At 65.3% G+C, this 24,336-nt stretch carries 22 protein-coding genes; 20 read left to right on the top strand and 2 right to left on the bottom strand.

The annotated features are described in order from the left end of the window. Positions 1-170 precede the first annotated feature (170 nt). From LH400_RS22445 to LH400_RS22420, 6 genes are all read left to right on the top strand, one after another. Complete coding sequence (locus LH400_RS22445; protein ID WP_229155701.1) at positions 171-575, top strand: hypothetical protein; 405 nt, start codon at positions 171-173, stop codon at positions 573-575. Then, positions 572-772 carry a hypothetical protein gene (locus LH400_RS22440; RefSeq protein WP_229155700.1) on the top strand — a complete coding sequence of 67 codons (201 nt, stop codon included), beginning with the start codon at positions 572-574 and terminating at the stop codon, positions 770-772. Before LH400_RS22445 ends, LH400_RS22440 begins: the two co-directional genes overlap by 4 nt. After that, positions 769-1,224, top strand: a complete 456-nt coding sequence (locus tag LH400_RS22435; protein ID WP_229155699.1) for an HIRAN domain-containing protein — start codon at positions 769-771, stop codon at positions 1,222-1,224. The genes LH400_RS22440 and LH400_RS22435 overlap by 4 nt, the downstream gene beginning before the upstream one ends. 66 nt (positions 1,225-1,290) lie before the next feature. After that, the gene (locus LH400_RS22430) at positions 1,291-2,157 is read left to right on the top strand and encodes a hypothetical protein (RefSeq protein WP_229155698.1); all 867 of its coding nucleotides are present in this window, start codon (positions 1,291-1,293) and stop codon (positions 2,155-2,157) included. A 354-nt stretch (positions 2,158-2,511) separates the two neighbouring features. Further along, entirely contained in the window at positions 2,512-3,537 is a 1,026-nt protein-coding gene (locus tag LH400_RS22425; RefSeq protein ID WP_229155697.1) for a P63C domain-containing protein, read from the top strand. Positions 3,538-4,126: 589 nt separating this feature from the next. Further along, the gene (locus LH400_RS22420; protein ID WP_229155696.1) at positions 4,127-5,344 is read left to right on the top strand and encodes a site-specific integrase; all 1,218 of its coding nucleotides are present in this window, start codon (positions 4,127-4,129) and stop codon (positions 5,342-5,344) included. A gap of 338 nt (positions 5,345-5,682) precedes the next feature. On the opposite strand, the gene LH400_RS22415 is transcribed toward LH400_RS22420, so the two are convergent. Then, the gene (locus LH400_RS22415; protein WP_229155695.1) at positions 5,683-5,829 is read right to left on the bottom strand and encodes a lmo0937 family membrane protein; all 147 of its coding nucleotides are present in this window, start codon (positions 5,827-5,829) and stop codon (positions 5,683-5,685) included. A 334-nt stretch (positions 5,830-6,163) separates the two neighbouring features. Here LH400_RS22415 and LH400_RS22410 point away from each other — a divergent pair, with 334 nt between their 5' ends. From LH400_RS22410 to LH400_RS22365, 10 genes are all read left to right on the top strand, one after another. Beyond that, positions 6,164-6,454 (top strand): hypothetical protein, encoded by a 291-nt coding sequence (locus tag LH400_RS22410; protein WP_229155694.1) that lies wholly within the window; start codon positions 6,164-6,166, stop codon positions 6,452-6,454. A gap of 114 nt (positions 6,455-6,568) precedes the next feature. Continuing rightward, positions 6,569-8,182, top strand: coding sequence for a hypothetical protein (locus tag LH400_RS22405; protein ID WP_229155693.1), 1,614 nt, complete (start codon positions 6,569-6,571; stop codon positions 8,180-8,182). A 35-nt stretch (positions 8,183-8,217) separates the two neighbouring features. Then, positions 8,218-8,829, top strand: a complete 612-nt coding sequence (locus LH400_RS22400; RefSeq protein ID WP_229155692.1) for a pseudaminic acid biosynthesis-associated methylase — start codon at positions 8,218-8,220, stop codon at positions 8,827-8,829. 774 nt (positions 8,830-9,603) lie between these two features. Continuing rightward, on the top strand, positions 9,604-10,803 hold the full coding sequence (locus LH400_RS22395; protein WP_229155691.1) for a hypothetical protein: 1,200 nt from the start codon (positions 9,604-9,606) through the stop codon (positions 10,801-10,803). After that, positions 10,800-12,155: a DUF2254 domain-containing protein gene (locus LH400_RS22390; protein WP_229155690.1), complete on the top strand. Its 1,356-nt coding sequence runs from the start codon at positions 10,800-10,802 to the stop codon at positions 12,153-12,155. The genes LH400_RS22395 and LH400_RS22390 overlap by 4 nt, the downstream gene beginning before the upstream one ends. Next, positions 12,152-15,142 carry a UPF0182 family protein gene (locus LH400_RS22385; RefSeq protein ID WP_229155689.1) on the top strand — a complete coding sequence of 997 codons (2,991 nt, stop codon included), beginning with the start codon at positions 12,152-12,154 and terminating at the stop codon, positions 15,140-15,142. Before LH400_RS22390 ends, LH400_RS22385 begins: the two co-directional genes overlap by 4 nt. Then, the gene (locus LH400_RS22380; RefSeq protein ID WP_229155688.1) at positions 15,136-15,828 is read left to right on the top strand and encodes a hypothetical protein; all 693 of its coding nucleotides are present in this window, start codon (positions 15,136-15,138) and stop codon (positions 15,826-15,828) included. The genes LH400_RS22385 and LH400_RS22380 overlap by 7 nt, the downstream gene beginning before the upstream one ends. Next, complete coding sequence (locus tag LH400_RS22375; RefSeq protein ID WP_229155687.1) at positions 15,825-15,986, top strand: hypothetical protein; 162 nt, start codon at positions 15,825-15,827, stop codon at positions 15,984-15,986. Before LH400_RS22380 ends, LH400_RS22375 begins: the two co-directional genes overlap by 4 nt. Before the next feature lie 54 nt (positions 15,987-16,040). After that, entirely contained in the window at positions 16,041-16,571 is a 531-nt protein-coding gene (locus LH400_RS22370) for a PadR family transcriptional regulator (RefSeq protein WP_229155686.1), read from the top strand. Beyond that, positions 16,568-19,087 (top strand): hypothetical protein, encoded by a 2,520-nt coding sequence (locus LH400_RS22365; protein WP_229155685.1) that lies wholly within the window; start codon positions 16,568-16,570, stop codon positions 19,085-19,087. Before LH400_RS22370 ends, LH400_RS22365 begins: the two co-directional genes overlap by 4 nt. A gap of 409 nt (positions 19,088-19,496) precedes the next feature. Here LH400_RS22365 and LH400_RS22360 read toward each other — a convergent pair whose 3' ends face one another. Next, the gene (locus tag LH400_RS22360; protein ID WP_229155752.1) at positions 19,497-19,973 is read right to left on the bottom strand and encodes a hypothetical protein; all 477 of its coding nucleotides are present in this window, start codon (positions 19,971-19,973) and stop codon (positions 19,497-19,499) included. Positions 19,974-20,194: 221 nt separating this feature from the next. Here LH400_RS22360 and LH400_RS22355 point away from each other — a divergent pair, with 221 nt between their 5' ends. The 4 genes from LH400_RS22355 to LH400_RS22340 all read left to right on the top strand — a co-directional run bounded on the left by LH400_RS22355 (position 20,195) and on the right by LH400_RS22340 (position 24,325). Further along, positions 20,195-20,524 (top strand): hypothetical protein, encoded by a 330-nt coding sequence (locus LH400_RS22355; protein WP_229155684.1) that lies wholly within the window; start codon positions 20,195-20,197, stop codon positions 20,522-20,524. A 403-nt stretch (positions 20,525-20,927) separates the two neighbouring features. After that, the gene (locus LH400_RS22350) at positions 20,928-22,382 is read left to right on the top strand and encodes a TolC family protein (RefSeq protein WP_229155683.1); all 1,455 of its coding nucleotides are present in this window, start codon (positions 20,928-20,930) and stop codon (positions 22,380-22,382) included. Between the two features lie 17 nt (positions 22,383-22,399). Beyond that, a complete protein-coding gene (locus LH400_RS22345; protein WP_229155682.1) occupies positions 22,400-23,791 on the top strand; it encodes a multicopper oxidase family protein in 1,392 nt (463 codons plus the stop codon). 45 nt (positions 23,792-23,836) lie between these two features. Beyond that, a complete protein-coding gene (locus LH400_RS22340) occupies positions 23,837-24,325 on the top strand; it encodes a cupredoxin domain-containing protein (RefSeq protein WP_229155681.1) in 489 nt (162 codons plus the stop codon). Positions 24,326-24,336 lie beyond the last annotated feature (11 nt).

The raw sequence follows: 24,336 nt of genomic DNA, 5'->3' as shown, positions 1-24,336 counted from the left end.
TCGCAGACCGCGTCTGGCCCGGCGAGCCCGGGTACCACTACGCCCTTCGGCGATTCGCGCGGCCGCAGTTCTAGCGGCTCGGTTCTTGCGACCGCGCGAGTAGCATGAATGCGGGTCGCCGCCGGCGGCCCGTCCAGGGACCGGCCAGACGCCGGCAGGAAAGGAATCCCATGAAGGTTGAGAAGCGTCAGCACACCATAGCTTTCGGCGAGGCTTTCTGCCTCATGAAGTACCGCGAACCGGTCGATGGCGGCCGCGTCGAATGGATCTGGAACTCGCGCGACGGCATCACGCCGTTCTGCGTCCTCGATCGCGAGCAGGCCGGCCGGTCGCCGCGCGAGGGCGAGCGGCCGATCCTGTGGCAGCACGTCGACTGGAACGAGGACGTTCGCGTGCCGAACTGGATCCCGCCGGTCGGGTCCCGGATCTTCGCCGATATCCCCGACTTCGATCCTGCGGTCGACGACCACAACGTCCAGACCGTCGTCGTCGACGAGGAGATGCAGGAACAGTTCCGGCAGCGTGCGGAGCGGTTCCAAATCGACATCTCGAAGCGCCCGACGAGAGCCGCATGACGCTCCTTCTTCGAAACCGGCGCACCGGGGAGGTGATAGACGGTGGCAGCGTGCTCCTCGCGTGCGGGCAGACGCTCGGCGAGCGCTACGACGTCGTCGAGCCGAAGCCGTCCGTGATCCGCGGCGGACACCAGCCGGGCGGGACGGGGGCGCCGCGCAACCCGCCGCACGCGGGCCCGACGGGGACGGCGGAATGACCACGCTCCATCCCGACTTCTTCGGCACCGATCTCGAAATCGAAGCCTCGCGCCTCGACGCCGGCGAGCCCGACGCTTGGTGTCGGATCGCCGGGCTCCAGTACTACGGCTACGGCCGCAGCGACGGCCTGGACGGCGTCGTCATGCCCCGCGTCGGGCAGCGCCTCAGCCTCGTCCGCCGGCCGGACAACCCGTCGGACCCGAACGCGATCGAGATATGGCTCGGCAACCAGCATCACATCGGGCACATCCCGCGCGAGGACGCCGAGCATCTCGCGCCGATCCTCGACGCCGGCGGCGCGGTGCGGGCCTACTGCGGCAACCCGGGCAACGGGACAGCGTGGAGCGCGACCGTCGTTCTGGTCGGAACCGGCGTCGGGATGGCGCTCGCGGCGATCGAGACGGAGAGGGCGGCGGAATACTCGACCGAAGACGGCGAGGTCTCGTTCTGAACGAACGGGCTCCGGCGTGGTGCGTCCGGAGCCCTTCGCCAGCCCTTCAGCGAGGACCTCGTCGGCATGGCCGTGACGACACCAAGCCCGATTCGGGAGATCGCAGCAATGACCTTGAGCACGCGAAACGACGAGATCTCCGGCAGGCTCCGCGATCTCGTCGACGGTTTCTTCGTTCCCCCGGCTTCTCCGACGGCGCCCGCCTTCGTTCCAGCGACCGTAGAGGGCGTTCCGGGGGAGGGGCCCGAAATGCGGGTCGAGGCGCGCCACCACCCGAAGACGCCGAAGCGGCGAGGGGCTTATGCGCTTCGGCACGTTCTTCGATGCGACCTCGATCGGGTCAGGGCTGCGTGGGAGTCGGTCGGCGAGCAGACGGTCGGCCGTCGGATAATCCTCGGCGCCACTGTCATCGAGGCGACGAGGGACCGGACCATTTATGCCTTCGTCGGTCTACGACAGAGCCATCACGGCGGCGCCGTCGACATCTCCTACGTCGCGAGGACTTCGAAAGAGGCCCTGGTGTGGGCGCAGACTCTCCGCGGCGTCCGCACGGTGGCGACGCGACATGACCGCAGCGGTCTCGACGTCGACTGGCAGGCGGTTCGGTATCGGGGCAGGAGGCTCTTCACGTATTATCCACCGCGACTTGAAGGCGGCAGGCTGGTGCCCGGCTCCAATCGCAGTGAATGCCGAAATGACTGGTCGCCGCAGCCGTTCACGGTGACGAACGTTTTCGTCGACGTCGGCGAGACACCGGGGGTCACTATCTCGGGCCGCTGGAACGACATCGCCCGTGCTGAGGACATCAGGGTAGGGCGGGCTAGCGATGGCGAGTGGATCCCGGACAATCTCATACGCGAGTATGAAGAGCATATCGTAGCAGAAGCCATGCGCGAAGAGTCCGGACTGGCACTCGACGACCTCGTGCTTTGAAGGACGCCCCGCGAGTTGGCGCTCGCGGGGCACTTGCCAGATTGCAGTCCGGCAAGGATTTGCTCCGCGGGGGATTGCCGTCCTGGCCGCGGCTGCCGCCGGCATTTTCGCCGTCGGCACGGGAGGTAATTTGGCGCCTCCCGTCATGCTCGGAGATCAAGTCGGTTCTGAATCGCTCTTCCATGCACGATCCCGGCGGGACCGCATCGCCAGATTGCAGCATAACGTAGGTCAGCGCAAGCCTACATTCTGGGTTGGGGCCCACAGGCAACCATGCCTTCCGTGTCGAATGCTTGCTAAGTCGCTCTAGCACGCATAAGGTCCGCGCAGTTCAAGCACGCATGGAAGCGAATCATGACGACGAAGCAGAGCAAGGGCGGGAAGGCGAGGGCGGAAGCGATGACGGCGGAGGAGCGGAAGGAGAATGCGTCGGCGGCGGCGCGGTCGCGGTGGGCGAAGGAGAAGGCTGAAGGACCCTTTCCAAAGGCGACTCATAGAGGCACGGTCCGGATCGGATCCTCGGAGATTCCCTGCGCGGTCCTCGAGGACGGGCGCCGCATCCTGTCGGAGTTCGGGATCACGCAGGCGCTGGGGTCCCGGAGTGGTGCGTCGAAGCGGATCAAAGCGGCGCAGGTGGCCAACCCCGGGGATGATCTTCCAACGCCGATCTTTCTCGCTCCCAGAGCGCTTCGGCCGTTCATTACGCAGGACCTGCTCGACGGGCCCCTGAAGCCCGTGATCTACAAGGATGCGCGCCGGACCCTGATTGGGTACGAGGCAAGGGCTCTCACCAAGATCTGCGACGTCTGGCTGAGGGCCCGCGATGCCAATGCCCTCCAGCCGCAGCAGCAGGAGAAAGCCTATAAGGCGGAAATCCTGATCCGGGCCCTGGCCGACGTGGCGATCGACGCGCTCGTCGACGAGGCGACCGGCTTCCAGGATGAGCGGGCCCGCGACGAACTGCATCGGCTTCTCTCCGTCTACCTCGCCGAAGAGAGGCTGGCGTGGGCGAAGAGATTCCCGGACGAGTTCTATAAGCAGGTCTACCGTTTGATGGGATGGGACTGGCCCGTGACGAACGCGAAGTCTCCGTACCTCGGGCGCATCACCAACGACGTCGTCTACGACCGCCTGCCTGATGGCGTCCTCGAGAAGCTCCGCGAACTCAATCCCACGGACGAGGCGACGAAGCGGCGCAAGTACAAGCACCACCAGTTCCTCTCGGCCGACGTCGGCCAGCCGGATTTGCGCGATCACATCCTTCAGATCATCCCGCTGATGCGGATCTCGAAAGACTGGGCAACGTTCAAGCGGCACCTCGATGCCGCCTTCCCGACGCGAGGAACCCAAGGCGATATGCTGGTCGGCGTGGAGGCCTGAGGTTTCCCCACCGCCGGCGACGAATTTCACCCACGCTATCCCCACATGCGAGTGGGAGAACTGTGTGGTGAAATCGCCCGCCGGCGTGGGGAAATCCTTTACCGTGCCGGCGATCGCGTCTTGATCCTCGCGGCGGCCGGCCGTATCATCTCCATGCATCGCCAACGGCGGTGTCGTTTAGTGACGGGGCCCAGCCCTCTGCCGGCTTTCGCCGATGCGATATCAGCCCCTCCGCCGGCGCCGGCGCGAGGGGCTTTCGTTTACCATGCTCCGACACCGCACGTTGATTGCTGTCCCGCGACCCGCATAGTCTGCGGCACGGACATGACCGGCTCTCGCCGGCGCGTCCCGAACCGGAGACTGCCGCGATGTTCGAACTCGTCGTCGAGACGACGTTCCTCCCGAATCCTTCCGACGCCCACCTCGACGCGCCCTTGCGTCTCGCCGAGGCGGCGTGGCTGCCGGAGTTGGGCGGGCAGTTCTCCGAAAAGATGCTCAGGACCGCAATCGGGGAAGGACTTCTGCCGGCCGAAAGGCATGTGCGGACGCTCTTCGTGACGAGACGCGGCGTCGAGGAATGGAGAACCGCATGCCGCGTGAGCGCAAACCGGCCAGACTCTGGCTTGAACCGGCCCGATACCGGCCGGACGGAACACTCCGTCAGGCTGCCGTCTGGGTCATCCGAGACGGCGGAAAGAAGCACAGCACTGGCTGCGGCGCGCAGGACCGCGATGGCGCTGAGAGGGCGCTCCGCGAGCACCTGATCGCCCGGCACCAGGCGGCGGCCCCGACGCCTCGGCAGCGGGCGGAGGACGTCTACTGCGCGGACGTCATCGCGCACTACGTCCAGAAGGTGACCGTCGCCAGACCGACCGAACTCGGCGCCCGGGCAGAGAGACTCCTCGACTTCTGGGGCGAGAAGACGCTCGCCGACGTGACGGGCTATTCCTGCCGCGCCTACGCCGAGCAGCGCTCGACGCCCTCCGCCGCCCGCCGCGAACTCGCGGACTTCCGGGCCGCGGTCCGGCTCTATGCCGCGGACGGGCTGTTGCGCGACCACATCGTCGTGACGCTTCCGGACAAGGAAGACGCCAGGTTGGAGTATTTCACCCGCGATCAGATAGCGGCTCTCCTCTGGTACTGCTGGCGGGCGAAGGAAATCCAGGAGGGAAAGGAGACGGGAAAGCGGCACCTTCGGCATGTCTGCCGGTACATCCTTACGGCGGTCTACACCGGGTCAAGATCGGCGCGCATCTGGAACGCGTCGTTCGAGCGCGAGGTTGGGCGCCCGTGGCTCGACTTGGAGGGCGGCGTCTATCATCGTCGGCCGGCCGGCGAGCGGGCGACGAAGAAGCGAGCGGGCAGCGTCCGTATCCCCGATCGGCTACTCGCGCATATGCGTCGGTGGCGCCGGGGCGTGATGAGGCAGGACACGAAGACGAAGGAATGGTCGCGGGCGCCGGCGTCGTACCTCGTCGAATGGCGCGGGAGGCCGTCGAACCCGAAGAAGGCAGTCGCCAAGGCCATGGACGCGGTCTTCGGCGAGGACCATCCTTACGTCGCGCATAGCTTCAGGCATACCTGCGCGACGTGGTTGATGTGGTCTCGAGCCGACGTCGGCGATATCGCGGCCTATCTCAGCATGACGCGCGAAATGGTCGTCGAGGTCTACGGACACGAGCATCCCGACGCCGATCGCGCCGTCGGCGAGATCTTCTCGACGGGCCGCGCCGGACGCCGGCCGACAGTTTCCGACAGAAACGCCGGGAACGAACGGGGAAACCGGGGCATTCGGGAGGAGGCGTAAGCCCTGTGCCGCAAGGATTTCGGCGTTGCGGCTTCTCCTTCGGGACGAGGGGGTCGCAGGTTCAAATCCTGCCACTCCGACCAGCACCTTCGGCTTCGGCCGATTTCCCGACATCGCAGGCAATTCGGCTTGGCTGCACCACCCGGCGCCGCGGACGTTTGTCCTGCAAGCGCGGCCGCGTTCTTCTGAAAATTTGGGTGCTTTGGGCGCCAGAGTCGTTTCGACCCCATCGCGCATGGGCTGTCGAAAAATAGGGCCCGTGGTGTGGTCCCGTCCGAGGAACAGGGCGGCGGACGGGCGACGCCCTTGCGGCGGCGCCCCGCGCGCTTTGGTTCAGCTCAGAGACCGCGTCCGGCCACGAGCTTGTAGATGACGACGATCACCGCGATGACCAGCAGGATATGGATCAGCCCACCCGCGATATGGAAGGCCAGGAATCCCAGTACCCATAGAATCACGAGAATGACGGCAATCGTCCAAAGCATCAGATATGTCCTCGAAGGTTGGGTCGAATCGACCGATGGAATGGTTGGCAAACGGGCGGACCTTACTCCCGTTCCCCTTCATCGCGACATTCTGGCGCGCGGTTTCTCGTCTGGCCTGTGGTGGACGGTCGGGCACCGGGTCGCTTCGAGGAGACACACTGCTCGATCCAGACCGATCCCCGCGGACGGATTCAAACAGCGTTATTGCGATTGCGAAAACAACCTTGCCGTGCCTTGCGGCGGAGGCTAGTGTCGCCTCGCCGCATCCGGCAATACCGAGAACCGCCCGGCTGGCAGCCGGTGCGTGCCGATCCGATCAAGCAAGGGCAGGCAGATGTCCCTTCTTCGCCTTTCGGCGTTCTTCGTCCTCCTGGCGGTCCCCGTCTCGTCCGCGCTGGCGCAGGATGCGTTTCCGCTGGAGATGCTCCGCTCCGCCTGGTTCGACGGGATCCGAAAGGCGGATCGGTTGCAGGCGGCGGCGCAGCCGGCCGTCTCGCAGCGCGCGCCGCGATCGGTGAAAACCTCGCAAGACTGCCGGCGGGATTGGCATGTCGGCCTGGCGCCCCATGCCTCTAATGGCAGTCGCGACCGCGAGGCGGCGCGCCGCTGGGACAAGCCCCGGTAGATCGGGTGCGGCGACCTGCGTGACGGCGGCGAGCGCAAACCCGCAGCGTTCGCGACACCAGCTTAAAGTAGGCTTGGCAACCTAGAAACGCTTCCGGCTACTGCGGAGGCGTCCATGAATGCACCTGTTTTCCTCGCGTCGAAGAGCGCCCAGGCGACGTCCGGCGAGATCGATCAATCGATCGCCGTCGACCGGCGGCACCGGGCGTCGACGATCTTTCCGATCTTCGTGCGCAAGGACACGATTTGCGTCCTGAGTTTCCTGAGCTACTGGGCCTGGAAACACGACACCTGCGTCGTCATCCAGCTGACCTTGCGCAGGGCCGATGGCGGCGAACTCGGCATCCGGCTCCTGTCCATCGAGGACGTGCGGTCGCACAATCTCGACCTCAACGCCCTGTTCGGGATCGGCGGGTTGGGGCTCTCGGACGGCTTCTCGGCCTCGCTCGAAGTCGAAGTCTTCTCCGAACGGGCGCCGCTGTACAGCTATCCCGCCGTCACGCTGTTCTACCAGTCGGCGGACGGGCTGTCCGCGGTCCATAGCTGCGCCAGGACCTACAATGACGGCGAGACCATCAAGGACTACGCGATCGGGGCGCCGCAGACGGGCTTCGACGTCGTCTTCGCCGCGGCGACTCGCAACTACGTATCGTTCCCCGGCGGCCATGCCGGACGCTACCATCTGACGATCCATCTCGACCGGGCCGATGGCCGGTGCTTCACGACGACGCTCGAGCCGGCGAACGCCGCCTATGCGCGACTGCACACCATTTTCCTCGAGGACCTGTTCGAGGCCGAGGCGAAGACACCCGGTCTCGCCAAGGTCCGTATCGCGCATGACATCGTCGACGTCTTCCCGCGGCTCTATTGCGGGCAGATCAGCCGGGACAACGTGCCGACGCTGACCCACAGCTTCTTCGACACGTCGGACCAGATCCTGGAAGCGCTCGACGTCGCCGAGGACGCGGTCACCTGCACGAACATGTCGGACGGCGCGCTGTTCGATGCGGCCTTCGCGATACCGCTGATCGATCCCGCGCAGTTCCGCACCGAGCTCGTCTCCTACGGCTCGAACAAGTCGTTCCGCGGCGAAATCCTGGTCCGGCTCTATGCGGAAGACGGCACGCTCCTGGAAAGCCGGACGATCCTGACGGGCGAGGGGGCGGATGATGCTTCCGCGCCTCTGCAGGCCCATGCCGTCTTCGACCTCGACAGCTTGCGGAATGTCGGCGAAGCATTTGGCGGCGCCGAGGGCGTCAAGAGCGCCTTCTTCGGCTTCCGCACGCCGGATTCGTCCTTTCCCAGGCGTTTCAAGCTCGGGCTGAACATCGCCAGGCGCGGCGGAGCGCTCGGCACCAATATCTGCTTCTCGCCTCTCGCGCTCGGGCCGGCGACGACCGCCAAACCGTTCAACCGGCGCTGGATGCCGGTCGGAGGGGCGCGCAACGTCCTTGCCTGGTTCTCCAACACCTCGCTCTCGGTCGAGCCCGACCCGGAAGGCCAGCTGGTGCGCTGGGAGGTGATCAACGAGGCGGGCGAGAAGATGCCGGGCGAGGCGCTCCTGAAGCCCAATGCAAGCCTGGTCTTCGATCCGGCGAAGGATGGCGCGCTGGCGGAATTCCTGGGCGGCGAGACCGGCTGGGTGACGGTGACGGCCGAATCCTACATGAGCGACGCCTTCTACGTCTCCACCGACGGCGCACAGGTCGGCGGCGACCATGCGTTCTGATGTCCTCTCAGCCGCCGAAACGGAAAACTGACGCCATGACCTTTGAAACTGAACAGGAACGCTTCTGGGCCGGCGACTTCGGTGCCGGCTACCGCGAACGCAACCAATCGGAGCGGTGGCTCCTGTCGAAGATCGCGATGTGGAGCCGGATCCTGCGGGGCGCGCACGGCGTCGAATCGATCTGCGAACTCGGGTGCAATATCGGACTCAATCTCCAGGCGCTGAGCAAGATCGCGCCGGACGTCGCGCTGCGCGCTATCGAGATCAATTCCCAATCGGCCGAGGAAGCGCGAAAGCTCGGCGTCGCGGAGGTGACCACCGGCACGATCCTCTCGCCGCTCGACCTGCCGGCCGCCGACCTCACCTTCACCTGCGGCGTGCTTATCCATATCAGCCCGGACCATCTCGCTGCAGCCTACGACAATCTCGTTGCGCTCTCCCGGCGCTATGTCGTCGTCGCCGAATACTACAACCCGACGCCGGTGGCCGTGCCCTATCGCGGGCATCAGGACCGTCTGTTCAAGCGCGACTTCGCCGGTGATCTGATGGATCGCTACGGCTTGAAGCTCGTCGACTATGGCTTCGTCTGGCACCGCGACAATTGGGCGCCGCAGGACGACGTGACCTGGTTCTTGCTGGAGAAGTGAGGCAGGGCGGGAAAGGGATGTCCCGCACCCTTCCAGGCCTCGACAGAGCCGGCAGTCGCCTCCGGTAGCGGCGGCCACCCATCTCGGTGCGCCCGCCGTGCCGGAAGCCGAGGCCGACCGGAGTTCCTGCTTTGAGGCTTGAGGCGTCCACCGGCGGAGGCTCATCGGAGAAGGGCGGGCAATTGAACGGAGGGGTCTCGCCGGCTCCTCCGATCGCAGCTGCACGTCGCCTGATGGCCGATTCAGGACGTCTGTCCCGGCACTGGCCGCAGGTCTGGCGGCCTTGATCGAAGAGGAAGCCGGCGATGGAAACGTCCGCGCCGAGGCCTCCCACCGGAGTCGGAACGGGCTGATCGCGACATCCGCAAGCTGTTCGGGTGATGCCGCGCACAGCCGCGGGTAACTGGCCCGCGACACGCCGAGGCCGCGGCCGTCCGAGACGCAGATCCCGCTCGACCGACGTCAAAGCGGGCGTCAGTCGCCAGAATGGGCACGCCACGCCTTCTCCAATTTGCCCCAGAGAATTTTCGACACTGATTGCTCGCCGACACGGCCCGGTCGGGAAACGCTTGGGGCCGGGCATATCGACGGTTCCGTCGCGAACAGTCCGCAATCGGAACAATAGTGCCGATCAACGCATATCAAATTCGATTAGCTTTTGAATTATATAAAGTTTTAATTAAATTCAAAGCATAATTTTCGGTTAAAGCCATTCTTATCATCTAGTCGGCAGTGTTCATCTCTCGGTCTTGTTTTCAGATCTGAAGGTGACGCATGCTGGTCCTGATCTCGGGAGTGTTTCTGATCTCGCTCGTGCTTCTGGACGTCTTTCTGACGGTCCTCGACACGAACGGGCGGAGCCTGTTTTCGAGAAGGATCTACCGGTCCCTGTGGTGGGGATTCCGGCAGCTTGCCCGGCTGGTGCCGCCGCAGGGCCACCACGACATGCTGAGCTTCGCGGCGCCCCTGATGATCCCGGTGATGATCGGCGTCTGGACGATCGGTCTCGTCTTCGGTTTCGCCTTGGTCTATTTCGGCGGGCTGCAGCCGGACGACTATTTCACCGGCGGCAACTCCCAGCCGGATCTCGCCAATGCCCTGCGTCTGAGCTTCGTCACTCTCTCGACAATCGGCTTCGTCGAGATCAGTCCGTCCAACATGGCCTATTCGGTCACGGTGGCGCTGGAAGCGATCCTCGGCAGCATCATCATCACGCTGACCGTCACCTACTATCTCGGCGTCCAGGGCGTCCTCTCCGCCTTCAGCCGCGCGGGCACGCTCCTGTCGCAGCGGCTGGATGTCACGGACGAGCAGTCTTCGCGGGCTGTCTCCCTCGCCATCGCGCGCGACGGGACAGACCTGCAGACCCGGCTCCAGGAGATGCAGGATCTCGTCGTCGATCTGCACGAGGGACTGAACCGCTATCCGATTGTCTATTTCTTCCGCCCGAAGCGGAAGGAGCGCGGCTATCCCCAGACCTTGCGGCGTATTGCGCAGACCTGCGCCGCACTGACCTGGCAGGTCCCGGCGAGCCGGGCGGCGGGCCTTGAGCCTCTTCTGTCGGCGCTGCGCCGGTCGCTCCTCGAACTTGCGGGCGATCTGCGCGACGAGATCGTGCCGGTGCGCCGCCAGACACGGGTGGTCCCCGTCTCGCTCGAGAGCTTCGCGGCAGCGCGCAGCGGCGAACTCTATGCTCCCGATGCCTGGGTCGAGCGGTTCCTGACCGAGCGCGCGGACGTCCGGGCCGGCCAGCAGGCGCAGGGAGGTGAAGGGCTCAAGGAGGACTTTTCCGTCTACCGCCAATGGCTCTGCTTCGCCGTGTCGATGCACGATCTCGAAGAGGCGATGCTGGCGGATCTCGGCTACTCGGAACGGCTGCGGCCGGGCCGATCCTCGTCGCTCGTCTCGATCATTTCGCGCGGGCCGAAAGACAGGCCGCAGCCGCTCGAACATGTCGCCGGAGCCGGGTCGTGATCACTCGGCTGCGAGCAAAGACGCTTCTCGCCCGGCTGAAGCTGTCCTTCGCGAACGCCGTCTGGGTGGTGCCGGTGACCCTGGCGCTCCTGGCCCTCGGCGCCGCCCAGGCGCTGATCGAGGTCGGGTTCACCATGCCGAGCCAGCTCAGCTTCTTCCTTTCGACGGGAGGAGCGGCCGGCGCCCGCGACTTCGTCCAGACGGTCGCCACGACCTCGCTGACCGTCGCGACGCTCGTCTTCTCCATCGCGATGGTCGTCCTGCAGCTCGCCAGCTCGCAGTACTCGCCCCGGCTGCCGGGACAGTTCCTGCGCAGCCGTGGGACGCAGATCATCATCGGCATCTTCATCTTCACCTTCGTCTACAGCCTGACCGTGGTGAGGGCGATCCGTGCCGACGAGTCCTTCGTGCCGAGCTTTGCGGTGACGGTGGCCTTCGTCCTGATCCTCTGCTGCATCGTCGCGCTGATCGTCTTCATCCACCACGTGGTGCAGTCGATCCGGGTCGAGAGCATCCTCGGCTACATCGAACGCAAGACCCGCAAGGCGATCGGCGAAGCCTTCGAGCGCCTCGACGACCACGAAGACGGTGACGGCGCCGAAGGCGCGGAGAGCGCCGTCGAGATCCCGGAGCAGGCAGAGCCGATCGTCCTCGACAAATCCGGTATCGTGCGTCGGATCGACGGGAAGGACCTCGTCCGCTTTGCCAGGAAGCGCGACGTCGTCCTCTGCCTCGTGCGCACGATCGGCGAGCATGTCGCGGCCGGCACGCCGATCGGCTGGACCTGGTCTAATGGCGAGGGGAGCAAGCCGCCGCCGGCCGAGGACACGCGAGACGAGTTCACGGTCGCGATCCAGCTGACCGCTGATCGCTCGCTGGAGGACGACGTCGCCTTCGGCTTCGTCCAACTGACCGACGTCGCCCTGAGGGCGCTGTCGCCGGCCATCAACGATCCGACGACCGCCTGCAACGCGATCTCCTCGCTGGAGATCCTCCTGGTGAAGCTCACGGGTTTTCGCCTCGGGGACCGCAGGTTCCACGACGAGGACGGTGTCCTTCGGGTCATCGTCCCCCAGCCGACCTTCACGGACCTTCTCGACCGCGTCGTTACGCCGATCCGCCAGGCCGCGCCCGACGACATCACCATCGGGGTCTGCCTCTGCGACATGCTCGCCGACATCGCCCGCGTCGCAGCGACGCAGGAGCAGCGAGACGCCGTGCGAACGCAGCTCGAGCGGATCGAGCAGGCATTCAAAGGCGCTGCCCAGCAATCCGTCGATGTCGACCGTCTCACCGACGCGGCGAGACGGGTCCGTTCCGCCCTGACAGGCCAGACGCCGAGGTCGCCATGACGCTGCGAAGCTGGATCGCCATCCGCGCCCTTCTCGTCTACCTGATCGGCCACCTGACGAGCCGCGTCCTCCTGACGATCATCGGGATCGCCGTCTCGCTCATCCTGATCCTCCTGTCGGTATGGGCCTATACGGAAATCCTCTGGTACGACGCGATCGGCTATCTCGACGTCCTCATGACGATGTTCGAGGTGCAGTTCTGGATGGCGATCTGCCCATTCGTGCTGATGAGCACCTTCGTCATCGTCAACATGAACATTGCCCGCCGGACGGCGCCGCTCGACCGGGTGATCTCGGCAGGCGAACGGCGGATCGACCGCTGGCGGCGCATACTCGCGCCGGTCGCCCGCCCAATCATCACGGCGATCGGGCTCCTGTGCGGCCTGATCATCGCGCTCTCGGTCTACGTCCACTGGGACACCTATCTCCTGTGGTCGAACGGGCCGGAATGGGGGCGCCAGGATCCGCAGTTCGGGCGCGATCTCGGCTACTTCATGTTCCGGCTGCCGATGTACACGCTGGTCCATCGCTGGGCCTTCGTCGGCCTCCTCGTCACGCTCGTCCTCACCTCCCTGACGAGCTACCTCTTCGGAGGCCTGCGCCCGCAGGCGCCGGGCGCCAAGATCCCGTTCCTCGTCAATCTCCATCTCTCCGCGCTGATGATCGGGCTGATGGTTCTCCTCGGCTGGGGCATGGTGCTCGAGCTCCATCTCCTCAGCTATTCGGAGCGCGGCGTCATCACCGGGCTCGGCTTCACCGATTCCAATGCCAGCCTCGTCGCCTACAAATTCGTGGCGACGGCGGTCGTGACAGGCTTTATCCTGTTCCAGATCAACATCCGCAAGCCGGGCTGGATCATCTCCACCCTGGCTCTTATCTGGCTGTTCCTGATCGGCCTCTCGGTCGCGCGGTTCTATCCGCACATCTACCAGCTCCTCGTCGTCGAGCCGCAGGAGCTCGAGCGCGAATATCCCTTCATCGAGGACCATCTCACCTTCACCCGATACGGCTTCGGCCTCGACAGGGTGGAGAGGCGGGACGTCGCCGGAACCGGCGAGCTGACCCCGGAGGATCTCGAAACCTACCGGTCCGCCATAGAGCAGACGCGGCTCTGGGATCCCGACACGATGACGATCAACTTCCGCGAGCTGCAGGCCCTTCGGACCTATTTCGACTTCGGCCCGGTCGACGTGGACCGCTACGAAATCGATGGCAAGAAGACGCTGCTTTTGATCGGCGCGAGAGAGGTCGCGATCGATCGCCTGCCCGAAGATTCCCGGCGATGGGAAACCGCCAAGCTGATCTACAGCCACGGATACGGGCTCGCCGCCGCGTCCGGCACGCAATTCACGCCGGCGGGACTGCCGGAGTTCCTCGTGCGCGACATGCCCGCAACGGGGCTGGAGGCGGTCCGCTCGGTCAACCCGCGCATCTATTATGGCGAACGATCGCCGGATCATTCCATCGTCACCACCAGCACGATCGAGCTCGACAGGCCGATCGACGCCGGTTCGGTGCCGCCTCCGGACGGCCGACCGGCCACCGCGGACAAGCAGCGCGACTGCGCCGACGCCGCCCCGGACGAGGCCGCCGGCTCTGACTGTCGCCCGGAGCGGGTGGGTTTCGCCTTCACCGACTATTCCGGAACGGGCGGCGTCGCGGTCGACGGCCTGTTTCGCCGGCTCTTATTCGCCATCCGCTTCTGGGATATCCGGCTGTCGCTGACCTGGCTGCTCGACCAGGACACGAAGGTGCTCTTCCATCGCGAGATCCGCGACCGCATCCACCGCGTCGCGCCTTATCTCAAGCTCGATCGCAATCCCTATCCCGTCGCGGTCGACGGGCGGATCAAGTGGATCGTCGAGGGCTACACCGTCTCCGACATGATGCCCTATTCGCGGCGGATCAATCTTGCCGATCTGACGCAGGTCGACCAGCCCAAGCAGGGCGCCGGCGGGCTGATCGCGGACGTGTTCATGAGCAAGGAGGCCTCACTTTCGGGAACGGCCAACTACATCCGCGGCAGCGTCAAGGCGGTGGTCGATGCCTATGACGGCTCGGTGACGCTCTATGTCGTCGATCCGCAGGACAAGGTCCTTCAGGCCTGGAGAAAGGTCTTCCCGGACTCGTTCACGCCGCTCGAAGAGGCCTCCGCTGAGCTGAGGGCGCATCTGCGCTATCCGCAGGACCTCTTCCGGATCCAGTCCGTGATGTGGGCGGACTACCATATGCGCACGCCGGAGGCCTACTACACCCGGGAGGCCGCATGGCGGATCCCCCCGGACAGCGCCTTCATCTCGCTGCGCAGCGAGCGAAAGACACCGGATTACGAAAGACGCCGCCAGGGCCTGAGGCCCTACTGGCTGATCGCGCGCTTTCCCGGAGAGGACGAGGATGAATTCGCGATCGTCCAGCCCTTCAGTCCGGACAAGCGCAATCTCCTCAGCGGCTATCTCGTCGGCTTCAGCGACGGGGAGAGCTACGGCCGGCTCGTCTCCTACGACTTCCCGCCGACGACGCCGGTGCTGGGTCCCGCCCAGGCGCAGGCCCGCATAGACCAGGACACGCGGATTTCCGCCTGGATGACGCTGCGCATGCAATCCGGCTCGCGCGTCTCGCGCGGACAGCTCGTCACGCTGCCGGTCGCCGATGCGCTTCTCTATGTCCAGCCGCTCTTCGTCCAGGCCGACAAGTCCTCCGTCTCGGAACTTCTCGGAGCCGATCTCTCGTCGCTCCCCGAGTTGAAGAAGGTGGTGGTGGTCTACGGGGACCGGATCGTCATGCGCGACACGCTGCAGGCCGCGCTCAGCGCCGCCATCGGCGATGACGAGTCCGGCCTTCGGCCGGCATCGGGTTCCGTGCCGTCGCGCAGGCAGTCCTCGCGGTCATCCACGACAGGCGAGGACGACGCCACGGCCGTGCCGCCCGACGAGCCGCATTCAACGGACTCTCCCCAAGACCAGGAAGAAAGGTGCCCGCAATGCTGACGCTGATCCTCGTCGTCGCGCTCCTGGTCCTCCTCGTGACCGTTCTGGTGGCGGCGATGCGCCGCTACGACGCGAACAACTATTTCGACCAGGACCGGCAGCCCTTCTATGCCGAGCCAGACATGCTGGTCGCAGCCGGGCTTCTCTATTCCCAGAAGGACCGGGACCGGAACGAGCAGCGCACCTACACCGTCACGCCCGCCGGAGAGGCGGGGCTGCGGGCCTGGCTGCGGGAGCCCTCGAACGATCCCGGCTTCCTCGAACACCATTTCGCCGGACTGATCCAGCCCTTCGACAAGGCCCGCATCGTCGAGCGGCGCCTGGCGCTCCATCGCTCCCGCCTTGCCGAATACGAGCGGCTCGAACTCCTGCTCGTGAACCGGCCGGAATGGCGCTACGCGCTCGCCGCCGCCCGCATCGGCGTGCGCTTCGAACGCCGGTGCCTCGACTTCTGGACGGCGGTCCGCAGCGAGGATTCGCTCGAGAAGCGGCAGGGCGAGGGCGGGATGGACGAGAGGCCAGAAGGCGCGGCGAGCGATGCCGATGAAGCCGCCCGGCTGGCGGAGGAGGGCACGAGCGCGCAGGCGACTGAGGGCGGGCAAGAGACCGACGATCAAAGCGGCCGTGACAGCCGGAAGGAGAACGGCGGCGCTGACGCCTCAAAGGGCGGGGGAGACGGGCGATGAAACGCATCACGCCGAGGCGCGACAAGGAAAGCCGCTTCAAGGTCAGGCGCTGGCTGTTCCTCGCGATGCTCTTCCTGTCGCTGCTGGTCGGCTGGATCGCCGTCGGCCTGCTCCTGCCCTGGTTCGACACGACCTTCTCGACGCCCGCGCTGAACTGAGGCTCGCCTCTCTCTCTGATGGAATGCTTCGAGACCGACTGAAAGGAGAAGCCGATGCTCGTCATCATCCTCATCGTCGCCTTCATGCTGCTTCTGATCATCTATCTGGTCTCCGCCGTCAGGCGGCACGATCCCGACAGCTATGTCGATCAGGACCGCGACCCGTTTTTTTCCGAAATGGGACGGCTCGCGGCCGCGGGGCTTCTCTACGAGCAGGAGGAGACGTCGTTCGGCCGGCCGCGCAAGTCCTACACGATCACGCCCGCCGGGGAGGCCGCCCTCAGAACCTGGCTTCGCGAGCCGATGAACGATCCTGGCATGGTCCGTCTCTATTTTGCCGGCATCGTCGGCCCGGCGGACGTGATGGCGCTCGCCCGCCAGCAACGGCAGCGACATCAGGATCGGCTGGAAAAATACGACGCCGTCGATGCGCTGCTCGACGGCCATGCGGACGATTTTTCCTCGGCCGTCGAGACGGCTCGCCTCGGACGCCGCTTCGAAGAGATGTGCGTCAGGTTCTGGGCCGACGAGGTCGACATCCCCATCAACACCGGCGCGACGGGCACGGAGGCGAGAGCGGCATGAGCATGATCCAGACTTCCCGCCACCAGGCGGTCTCACCACGAATGAGCCTTGCCCGGGCGCGCCGTGCGGCGAAATCGGCGGGCGCCGGTGCCGTGCTTTTCGCTCTCTGCGCTGTCCCCGCACCGCTTGCCGCTCAGGAAAGTCAGACCGGCGATGCGGCCAACCGGGCGAAAATCGTCCAGGCCGACGAAGAGACCCGCGCCGCCAGCACCGCGCGCATCGACCAGACCGGCGTCCGCAACCGGGCCGATGGGAATATCGGCGAGGCCTCGGGCTTCGTCTTCTTCGACGGAACGGAGCTTTCGACAGCGCCGGAAGACGCGGGGATCTATCAGGACGGGGAAAGCTCGAACTCGCTCATCCGGCAGTTCGGAGCGGCGAACCGCGCCGCGATCCGCCAAGCCGACTCCGTCGGCGGCGGGGCGGATGCCTCCATCGTGCGGATCCTCCAGGGTGAGAGCGGCGCCAAGGCCGAGGATAGCCTCGTGCTGGTCGAGCAGAAGGGCGACGGCAGCAATGTCACGATCGAGCAGAACGGGAGGGACAATCGCTCCTATGCTGCCCAGACCGGCAATCTCGGTCCCGACGCCTTCGACCGGGAGGCCGTCGAGAAGGCGAGGGACGCGGCCGAGATTCCCGTTTCGCAAGGTGGGAACAAGCAGACCCAGAAGCTCTCCGGAGATGGCAATGAAAGCCAGATCGCCCAGGACGGGACGGGCCTCGAAGCGGAGGTAAGCCTCCTCGACGCCAGGAAGGACGCCGGGCGGATCAGCCAGTCGGGCGCCGGCCACAAGGCGTCCTATTCGGCCAAGGCCGGGGAAGGGCGTCTCGGCGAGATCGTCCAGAAGGGGCCTGCCGGCAACAATGCCGACGCCGACGTCACCGGGGCGGACCACCGCGCCGAGATCCGCCAGGACGGAGAGGGTGGACGCAGCACCGCAAGTCTCGTTCAGGCGGGCAGCGGTCATGATGCTGCGATCCATCAGACCGGGGCCCAAGGCGGAAAGAGCGGCAACAAGGCCTCCGTCGATCAGGCCGGAGACGGCAATTCCGGACGCGTGGAGCAGACGGAGAGCAGCGCCAATGTCGCCGATATCGGGCAGGAGGGCGAGGCGTCCTCGCAGCTCTCGGCCACGGTGCGGCAATCCGGCCCGGGCGGGGCGAGCAAGGCGGACATCGACCAGACCGGCCGGGCGCAGTCGGCGATCGTCGAACAATCGGGTGATGGCGGAGGAAGCATCGCCGCCATCGATCAGTCGACGGATGGCAGCCACGACAATGCGGCGAGGGCGGTCCAGGAGATCGACGCATCGACCGGCACGGACGAGATCGACATCGACCAGGGCGGCAATGCCAATCGCGCAAAGGCGCATCAGACGCGCCGCGAGGGCGGGACGGGCAGCGTCGCGACGCTCGCCCAACCCGGCACGAAGAACAACGTCACGCTCCGCCAGAACGGTCAGGCCCATGTCGCCAATGCCAGCCAGGCCGGAACGGCAAATCGCGCCGATCTCTCACAAAAGGGCTCGGGTGGACACAAGAGCGATCTCGACCAGAACGGAAAGGACAATCGCGGCACCATCGCCCAGAGCGGCGATGGCGGCACCAACAAGGCGGCCATCGATCAGTCCGCCGCGGACGCGAAGAACAATGAAGCGGTCATCGCCCAGTCCGGCCAGCGCGGCCTGAACACCGCCGACATCGATCAGGCCCAGGCGGGCAGTCATGCGGAGATCAGCCAGGACGGCGATCGGGGCGGTACCGGCGCCAAGGCGACCATCAGCCAGCCCGGCCGCGACAACGAAGCTTCGATCGCGCAGGACGGTCCCTCGCTCGAGGCGTCGATCAGCCAGAACGGTCGGGGCAACGACGGCGCCGTCGTCCAGGCCGGCGAGGGAGCCGCCGGCAAGGCGCAGATCTCGACGGGGAGCGGCGCGCGGGACAATCGCGCGCGGATTGAGCAGGCGACCGGCGGCAACATCTCGTCCATCGACCAGACGAGCAGCGGCAACAGCGCCGAGATCAGGGCGAAGAACGCCGCTCCGCAGCGGGCGAGCAACAAGGCCGACATCGACCAGGGCGGCGGCGGCGACAACGCGGCGCGCGTGCGCATCGGCGGTGACGGCGTCGGCCGGACCGTCGCCGTGACGCAGGATGCCACCGCCTCGCGCGCCGAGATCTCGCTGTCCGGGCCGAGCGACACGATCAAGACGGTGGTCCAGCAGACCGGCAGGGACAACGAAATCGTCGTGACGGCCAGTGCCAGGAATGGCGGCGGCCTGACGAGCGAGCTGCAACAGGACGGCGAGGCCAACACCGCGCGCGCGACGCTCGACGGCAAGGAGCTGAAGCTGAAGCTGAAACAGGACGGCAGCGGCCACCGCGTCGACGTGACCCTCAGCGGCAGCGGCTACTCCGTCACGATCGAGCAGATCGGCTCGAACCAGGTCTTCCGCCGCCATTTCGACGGGCCCGCCAAAGGCGGCGGCGACTACGCGATCGTGCAGAAGCCGTGAGGCTCTTGGAGTCGCGACTAGCCACGTCGACCCGTTTATGAGTTCTCGGTGTCTCGCCCGTCAGACTCAGTTGCCACGCCCTTGTAATCCCCTCGGTCTGCTGTGCGCTCAGATCGTCTGCTCCTTCTTCTTGCTGCTCAGCTTAAATCTTAATGTCGGCCGCTCTCCTTTTGTTCGCATTGCGAGAAGGCCCCCGAGAAGCCGTAGCTACTCGTCCCAGCGGCATTTTGATTTGCCTCGGTTCGCCCATTAAGTTACTGATTTATATTAATTCGAACCTTGCATTCGCATGTAGGTTGGGCAGGATGGCACGTTATTTGTGCCTCGGTTGGGCATTACGAGCTCCTGGAGCCAGGCAAAAAAGCCCCCGCTCGAGGCGGGGCTTGTCAACGGCTGCTGGTGGCACTGATCAGACTGCGTGGTCGATGCCCCTGATTGCAGCCCGGCTGTAGAAGGTCGCTGGCACGTCGGCGAATGCAGGGTCTGGCTCGATGCCTTTCGCGATGAGTTCGGCCTTCAGCTTCTTAAAGTGAACCCCGCGTTCGTCGGCCAGCGAGTGGAAAGACACAAAGGATTCGTCGAACGCGGCAAGGTCGACCTCCAAGACGATGCGCTGCGGGCACCTGTTCACCGGGTTCACCGTCACGGACGACGGCAGGTGCCCGGCGCCGATCAATGTCGTCAGCACGCGCGTCGACCAGTTCATGCGCTTCTCGACAACCTGGAAGGCGAGGCCGCCATGATCCTCGCGACGGACGAGCGACTTCACCTCGTCGGGGTCGCCGGCGCCGACGCCGGCGCGGTGCTCGGGACGGCGCTTGCGATCAAGGTGATCGCGTATGTGAGTGTCTCGCAGTTCGCCGGGGTCTTGATCGACGACCACCACGCGGCCTGGCCGACCGGCACCGCCGGTGGGTGACCCCCCGGCTTCCCCGAACACGGGTCGGTTTCAGGAGTAGGGAAGTTGTAGCTCCGGGCCAGGCGCGTCCCACGAGGGCAGGGCCCTGAGAATGGACGCCTCTTCGAGTTCATGATATCCACAGCTCGATGATGTTTCACCGATCCCATGCTCGGACGCCTGCTCGGCTGCTGACTGCTATCGCGGTCATGCTGAGCATGCTGTTCGCATCCGTCGGGTCGGTAGGGGCGGAAACCCTCATCATGTCGTCGCAGTCCCTCGCCATGGCGATGGTCGCCCAAGCGGATATGGCCGGCGAACCTGGCCATGCGCACGATGGCCACCATGCGCCCGCGAAAGCTCATGATCACGAGGCCGCCGGCGGAAGTGACTGTGCGGCGCACTGCTTGACGGCGGTCCCACAGGCCTTCGGGCCGACCGACACTATGCCAGTCAGCCGCAATCTGGCCTATCCGATCCTCACGACGGATCTGACCGGACAGTCCGGCCCCACCACCGAGCGTCCTCCTCGAATCTGATCGTCCAGGGCTTCCATCAGCCTTATTGCGTCTTCCGGCCATCCCTTGGTCGCAAGCGTGGACGTCAGGAATTTGCCCACGGCGAAGCCTGATCCTCTTCCTCCATGACCGATGCCGCGAGGCGCATCTCGCTGCGAACGGTGTGGCGTTCAGGTTCAACAATGAGATTCTCCATCATTGCCGGCATCCTGCCCGGCCTGCTTCTGGCGGGCTGTGCGGACGCTGCTCGGGGTCTGCCCGAAACAACCGTATTCCCCTCGCCTGAGGACCCGAGCATCCTTGGCGGAACACCCAGTCGTGCTTCCGTCGTCGGCGCCTATACCCATCGCACTGTCCGCGAGCCGGACGGTTGGCGCGGTACTGGCCTGGACATATCCCCCGTTGCCGGCCGGGAGCCGGCACGATGAGGCCGCTGTTCAAGGTGAGCAGCGTCATTCTCCTGCCGCTGATCATGTCCGGCTGCGTCGCGGCTTCGGAGACATTCGAGCCGGATCTCGGCTTCAGTGTCGTGTCGGTAGACGCCGGACGTCGTCTGGGAAAGCAAACGGTCTGGGTCCAAAATCAGGCGCAGGCTGCGGCGGCCAATGAGCGGGTCCGGAACCTGCTCGCGGCGAAATATATCGGCGCCGACGCGGCCGTGCAGGTCGCCCTTCTCAGCAACAAGACATTGCAGGCGGACTATGCAGAGGTCGGATTGTCGGTTGCCGAACTCTGGCAGGAAGGGCTCCCCGTCAATCCGAGGCTTTCGCTCTCCTACAGCGGGATTGGTGTCGGACGGACGATCGAGGGGCTGATCGCCACCAACATTATCCGGATGCTGACCCGGGAACAGCGCCTCGACGTTGCGGAGGTTCGGGTCCTCCAGGCGCAATTGCGGGCGGTCGACGCAACGCTGGCGCTTGCGGCCAGAACGCGTGAGGCATGGATCGAAGCTGTCGCGGCCTGGGAGACGGTCGCCTTTCTGAACCGTGCGAAGGTCGCCGCGGACGCTGCCGCGGAACTGGCCAGCGAACTGGGTCGGACCGGAGCGATGCCGAAGGTCGAGCAGGCCCGCGAACAGGCCTTCTATGCTGAATTGACCGGGCGGACGGCCGAAGCGCGACTGACCGCGCAACTGGCGAAGGAGAAGCTCTCCCGGGTAATGGGCGTATGGGGGAAGAATCTCGATTTCGAGGTTCCGAACGCTCTGCCCGGACTCCCCGGCAAGCTGAAGGGCTTCAACGCCATCGAGGCGGAAGCTCTTCGCAACCGCGTCGACCTTCAGGTCGCGCGTCTCGAACTCGAGGCGCTTGCACGGTCCTACGGCCTGACCAAGGCCACGCGATATGTGTCCGACCTCGAGTTGGCTGCTGGCGTGGAAGTCGAACGCGAGATCGAGGAACGCGACGACGGATCCGAAGCGGCAAAGAACGTCGTGTCCGCATCCGTGGAGGTAGGGCTCGAAATCCCGATCTTCGACAGTGGGCAGGCTCGACTTCGAAAGGCGGAATTCCAGTACCTGAAGGCAGCCAACCAGTTGGCAGCCAAAGCGGTCGACATCCGGTCCCAGGCACGAGCTGCCTACAAGGCCTATCGCGGTCGCAGCGAGATCGCTCGCCACTACCGCTCTCGCGTCGTGCAATTGCGTACGACGATCGAGAAGGAAGCTCTTCTCACCTACAACGGGATGATCACGAGCACCTTTGATCTCCTCGTCGATACGCGGGCGAAGCTCGACGCGATCCTGCTCTCCCTCAACGCAAAGCGCGAATTCCACCTCGCCGACGCCGCCCTCACCGCGGCCGTTTACGGCGGTGGCGAAGATGCGTCCGAAGCCGCTGGTAGCGCCGAGATGGCGTCCGCCTTTGGCGACCATTGATCGAAAGGATCTGAACGATGGTTTCGAGACGACAATTCATTGGAGCCGGAGCGGCTCTTGCAGGCGTCGCCGCCTGGTCGAAGACGTCGGCCATGGGGCTTCCGGAAGCGCCGATCATGGAAACGGCGGCCACCCAGCCGCCGCTGATGCCGACGGCCGGGCCGGACTACAATCCCGTGGTGACGCTGAACGGCTGGTCGCTGCCCTTTCGCATGAACAACGGCGTCAAGGAGTTCCACCTCGTTGCCGAACCGGTGGAGCGGGAGATGGGCGAGGGGATGACCGCCTATCTGTGGGGTTACAACGGCCAGGCGCCGGGACCGACCATCGAATGCGTCGAAGGCGACCGGGTGCGGATCTTCGTATCGAACCGGTTGAAGGAGCACACGACCGTTCACTGGCACGGCGTGATCCTGCCCTGTGGCATGGACGGCGTGACCGGCCTGACCCAGCCGGGAATCCCGCCGGGCAAGACGTTCGTCTACGAGTTCGACGCCATGAAAAGCGGGACCTTCATGTACCATCCGCACGGCGATGAGATGGTCCAGATGGCCATGGGGATGATGGGCATGTTCATCATCCATCCGAAGGACCCGGCCTTCATGCCGGTCGATCGGGACTTCGTTTTCATGCTGTCGGCCTACGACATCGATCCCGGTGCGTATTTGCCGAAGGTCATGGAGATGACCGATTTCAATCTATGGGCGATCAACGCCCGGGTTTTTCCAGATGTTGCACCTCTCGTTGCGTCGACCGGCGACCGGGTACGGGTGCGGGTCGGAAACCTGACGATGACAAATCATCCGATCCACATGCACGGTTACGACTTCGAGGTGACCTGCACTGACGGTGGATGGGTGAAGCCCGAGGCACGCTGGCCGGAGGTCTCGATCGACATTCCCGTGGGTGCGATGCGGGCCTACGAGTTCGACGCGGTTTATCCGGGCGACTGGGCTTTGCACTGCCACAAGTCGCACCACACGATGAACGCGATGGGGCACGACATCCCGACGCCGATGAACGCCAACAAGGCCAAGGTTGCAGCGAAGATCCGTCAGATCCAACCGGACTACATGCCGATGGGCGAAACCGGGATGGCCGAAATGGCCGAGATGGCGATGCCACTGCCGGACAACACGATCCCGATGATGGCCGGCTGGGGGCAGTTCGGGGCGCTCGAAATGGGCGGCATGTTCACCGTGATGAAGGTCCGGAACGGGATTGCGGCCGACGATTATGCCGATCCGGGCGACTACGAGTTTCCCGCCGGAACGGTGGCGTACGAATGGACCGGATCACTCCCGGAAGCACCTGTCGCGCCGGCTGGCAGCGCCGACGGTGCTGCACTCCCCCACACGCCATCCGCCAGACGCGTCATGCCGGCTGGCGGCGATCATTCCGGCCATTGAGGCCGGGAGGCAAGGGACACCAACCACAATCAGAGAGGACCATTCATGCGCAAACTTGCGATGCTGCTGCTCGCCGCCGTGTTGCCGCTTGCTCCAGCCACCGCTCTGGCGGCCGGGAGCCATTCTGGGGGGCACCACGATGAGATGATGCTCGGCAAGCCGGCGGAGCCCGCGGAAGCGGAGCGAACCATTGCCGTGCGGATGCTGGAGACCGACGACGGCGAGATGCTGTTCGAGCCGTCGTCGATCGCGGTCAAGCGGGGCGAGACCATACTTCTGGACATCCGCAACGATGGCGAGATCGAACACGAATTCGTCATGGACGGGCGCGAGATGATCCAGGAGCACAAGGCGCTCATGGAGAAGTTCCCGGAGATGGAGCACGCCGATCCGAACTCCGTGCGCCTGGAGCCCGGCGAGAGCGGCCAGATCGCCTGGACCTTCACGAATGACGGCAGCTTCGAGTTCGCCTGTCTGATCCCCGGCCACTACGAATCCGGCATGCACGGTCCGCTGACCGTTGCCGCCGAATAACTGCCGACCCG

Origin of the sequence: Jiella soli, from assembly GCF_020615385.1 — a bacterium.
Taxonomy (GTDB): Bacteria; Pseudomonadota; Alphaproteobacteria; order Rhizobiales; family Rhizobiaceae; genus VKMB-3413.
This window is presented reverse-complemented; position numbering and strand designations above follow the sequence as displayed.